This is a genomic window from Paraburkholderia polaris (assembly GCF_012927345.1).
Taxonomy (GTDB): Bacteria; Pseudomonadota; Gammaproteobacteria; order Burkholderiales; family Burkholderiaceae; genus Paraburkholderia; species Paraburkholderia polaris.
Window position 1 is genome coordinate 1 of sequence record NZ_JABBGJ010000113.1, and the last position, 3,275, is coordinate 3,275.

Genomic DNA, 3,275 nt, shown 5'->3' on the forward strand with positions numbered 1-3,275 from the left:
TGACCGCGCGAGGCAAGCCCATCAACATCACGGTCGTGGCTATTGCCCGCGAACTGGCGGCGTTCATCTGGGACATCAGTCGACTGGCCATGGCGCTTGCAATACCTCGCAGCAAACCGCCCGCGGCCTGTGTGTGATTTCCCGAACAACGGAAGGAGTTTCCTGAAGGCGGCGCAGCCCGGCATCCGAGCAACCCGCGATGGTATTACGCAACGGGCATCACCAACTTGCGGCGGAAGTTAGCGGCAGGCTCATGAGGCGGACCTCTGTAATGCGGTATCCAACCCGCGGATGTCAGAAGTGTGATCCACCGTCGAGACTTACTGCTGCGCCGCCCTCAGGAAATTCATGCGTCGATGCAACCTGGAAACCAATTTCGCGATTGACACGCAAAGTCATATCAATACCAGCGTACCGCGCAACTGATCACCACCGCCGGAAAGCGATGTCCGTGGTAAAGCGATTTTGCATTCTTCATCACCCGATCTTACTCGACCATCTCTGCAACGTGACAGTGCCTAGAACTGGCCACCTTCACCCATGGACATCGCTCCCTCCGCTGATGCCGCTGTGACCGCGGACATCGAACGGCTGAAAGCCGCGCATCCGAAAACCCGCGAGCTGTACCGCGAGGTCTGCGCGCTGCTGTTCTTCCGTTACGGCATCACGCCGACCGCAAACCGCCTGTACCAGCTGGTCCGGCGTGGCAGCATGGGCACGCCCACGGCCGTGCTCGGCGAGTTCTGGGCGGAGTTGCGCGAGAAGAGCCGCGTGCGGATCGACCACCCGGACCTGCCAGCCGACCTGCAGGCCGCCGCCGGCGAACTGGTCGCGACGCTGTGGACGCGTTCGACCGCATCGGCGCAGATGGCACTGGAGGCGTTGCGGGTCGAAGCCGAGGCGGAGAAGGTCGTCGCGCAGAATGCCGTCACGTCGATGGAAGGCAAACTGGGCCGGACCGAAACTGCGCTCGATCAGCGCACCAGCGCGCTGCTCGCCGCCCAGGTCCGGATCCAGGAACTCGAGCAGGGGCAGGCCGCAAGTGAGGCCACGCGTCGTGCACTCGAAGCGGAAATCACCCGGCTGCAGGACGAAAACGCCGCGCGCGACCGGGCACTTGCGCAGGCGCGGGCGGATTTCTCGGAGGAGCTCGAGAAGTTGCGGGCCAGCGCCGGACTGGCGGAAGAGCGACTACGGGCGACCGAGAAGCGGGCGCTGCTCGAGATCGAGCGTGAGCGGGTTGCCAGCGCGCGACTCCAGAAGGAACTCGACGCCGCGACGCGCCGCACGGAGCAGGGCGAGGCACGCCACCGCAGTGAGCTGCAGGCCGTGCAGGCACAACTTGCCGATGCGCGGCACCAGGCTGGCGTCCTCGAGGGCAGTCTGGTGGCTGTGCGCGACGCCAGCGCCGGCTATGCCCGTGAGCTCGGGTTGCTGCGACAGCAGATGACGGGGGCGGTCGTCCCGCGCCGCTCAGGTCGCAAGGGTGGGGCTGTCACGGTACCCGCCCGCAAGCAGCCTCGTGCGACCCGCAAGGCGGCATCGGCGAAGAAGGCGGGATAAGTGCATGAACCCGACCGCCCGGAAAAGGAAGAAGGCCGTCTGTCCACCGATCGGCGCGCTGATGCGGTATCGCGATCGCATCGTGCGCGTGATCGCTGAAGCGAGCGGGCAACGCGCGGTGATCGAATCGGTCGACGTCAATGGCCGGTCGTTCCGCAGCGTGGTGAAATGGGCTAATCTGGCCGGTCTGAACGATCAACTCTTCTGACGCTCATCACCATGCAGCTCGACATCTTCGCCGACAGCCGCGACGTCATGCTTCGCAACGATGTGCTCGACGCCCTCCACCGGCGCGAGGCGGTCTCTGCCCGGCAGGCCTGGCAGAGACTCGCAGGCGAATTCCCCGATGACGACACCTTGGGCGGCCTGGCGACATTGATCGATGTGCTCGACAGCGATGTCGCCACGCCGTTCGCCGATCATCCGGCGCTGGCTACCGCCTGTGGCCGCCTCAATGATGAGGTTGAACCGGCGGCGCGGCGGTTACTGGGCGACGCGCCCGGACGGGCGTGGGTGGCGTCATGCTGGCGGACGGTTGCGCAGCAGGCCGCGGCCCTGCCGTTTCGCGCAGACGTCAGTGACCTTCACGCGGCGCCGCTCTGGCTGCGCGCGGGCGACTGGGATGAGGCAAGACGGGCCGTCGAGCGGATCGAGTCGTGGCGCCGGATCCCGGCGCCGCTGATGTGGATGGCAGAGGTGCGACATCGCGCGGATGGTCTGGAGGCCGCGTTGCCCTTGCTCACTGAACTGGCGTGGCTGTCACCTGGCCGCCTGGCTGGTCTGCTGCACCGGCTCGCCGACGCGTCAATCGACACGTTGCGCAGAAAGTTCGACGCGAATTTCGAGGGTGCAGGCCAGACAGCTGACCTCGCGTGGTTCCCCGCGTGGGTGTTGATCGAAAAGCCAGGACTGGCGCCGCTGCTGCGTGAAGCGCAGCCGTCGCGCCAGACGGCGCCGGAGCGGGCGACGCGGCTGCTGCTGCAGATCCTGAGCCTTGAGCGTCAGGGTAACCAGCATGAACTCGTGGAGCGTCGCAAGGCGCTGCGCGATCTGCATGTCGGCCTGTACGCTGCCTATATGAAGACGCGCTGACACGGCATGCCTGAAGATGGTGCCCCGTCCAACCGCTCACAGGTGGACTTTCCTGGCCCGGTTCCGACGCGGTGCGTCTGGCCGGAAATCTGCGCTGCCGATCCAGCGTCTCAAGGAAGCCGTCGCGGAAATCCGCAGGTCGCCCGAAGGGAGCTTGTTGTCGCGGCCGATGGCGCCGTGTCTTTGCTCGAGAAGCTTTCACGCGCACTCGAGCGGGTTGACAGTTCGTTCGGTGCACCCGGCACAGTCGTGAACCGTGCAGTCGACGCACCGGTACCGGTCATCGCCGGAGTCGATGCGCCAGCCGTCATGCGGGAACGCTGTCACGGATCGGCGTATTGGAGCCATTCCGGGATCGGCGTAATGGAGCCACCAGATGATCGGCGTAGTCGAGCCAGTGCATGATCGGCGCAATCGGGCCACTCGATGATCGGCGTATTGGAGCCACCGCAGGATCGGCGTAATCGAGCCACGTAGCGGGCTCAGTGTTCTGTCGGGCGCCAGCCCGAAACGCATTTCGAATTTCCGCAACCCGGTACCTTCAGGCTTTTTGCCCGGAGAGCCGATTGAGTAACAGGAGATTTGAAGTGTTCGAATATCGACAGGTTCTGGTGCGCATG

General features: G+C 65.1%; 3 protein-coding genes and 1 pseudogene. 3 read left to right on the top strand and 1 reads right to left on the bottom strand.

What is annotated here, in order from left to right; genetic code table 11:
• Nucleotides 1-403: 403 nt before the first annotated feature.
• Nucleotides 404-478 (bottom strand): annotated as a pseudogene (locus HHL24_RS44500) (IS6 family transposase); the annotation flags it as partial.
• Between the two features lie 62 nt (nucleotides 479-540).
• Between HHL24_RS44500 and HHL24_RS43070 the strand changes: the two are divergent.
• From HHL24_RS43070 to HHL24_RS43080, 3 genes are read left to right on the top strand one after another with little or no spacing between them, the layout of a single operon-like run.
• Nucleotides 541-1,563 carry a DNA-binding protein gene (locus HHL24_RS43070; RefSeq protein ID WP_169491313.1) on the top strand — a complete coding sequence of 341 codons (1,023 nt, stop codon included), beginning with the start codon at nucleotides 541-543 and terminating at the stop codon, nucleotides 1,561-1,563.
• 4 nt (nucleotides 1,564-1,567) lie between these two features.
• On the top strand, nucleotides 1,568-1,771 hold the full coding sequence (locus HHL24_RS43075) for a hypothetical protein (protein ID WP_074290261.1): 204 nt from the start codon (nucleotides 1,568-1,570) through the stop codon (nucleotides 1,769-1,771).
• 11 nt (nucleotides 1,772-1,782) lie between these two features.
• Nucleotides 1,783-2,655 carry a hypothetical protein gene (locus HHL24_RS43080; RefSeq protein ID WP_169491314.1) on the top strand — a complete coding sequence of 291 codons (873 nt, stop codon included), beginning with the start codon at nucleotides 1,783-1,785 and terminating at the stop codon, nucleotides 2,653-2,655.
• The last annotated feature ends 620 nt before the right edge of the window (nucleotides 2,656-3,275 follow it).

What these genes read in the sequence shown, in the direction of transcription:
- HHL24_RS43070 (WP_169491313.1), top strand. Translation starts at nt 541, where the DNA reads ATGGACATCGCTCCCTCCGCTGATGCCGCTGTGACCGCGGACATCGAA.
- HHL24_RS43075 (WP_074290261.1), top strand. Translation starts at nt 1,568, where the DNA reads ATGAACCCGACCGCCCGGAAAAGGAAGAAGGCCGTCTGTCCACCGATC.
- HHL24_RS43080 (WP_169491314.1), top strand. Translation starts at nt 1,783, where the DNA reads ATGCAGCTCGACATCTTCGCCGACAGCCGCGACGTCATGCTTCGCAAC.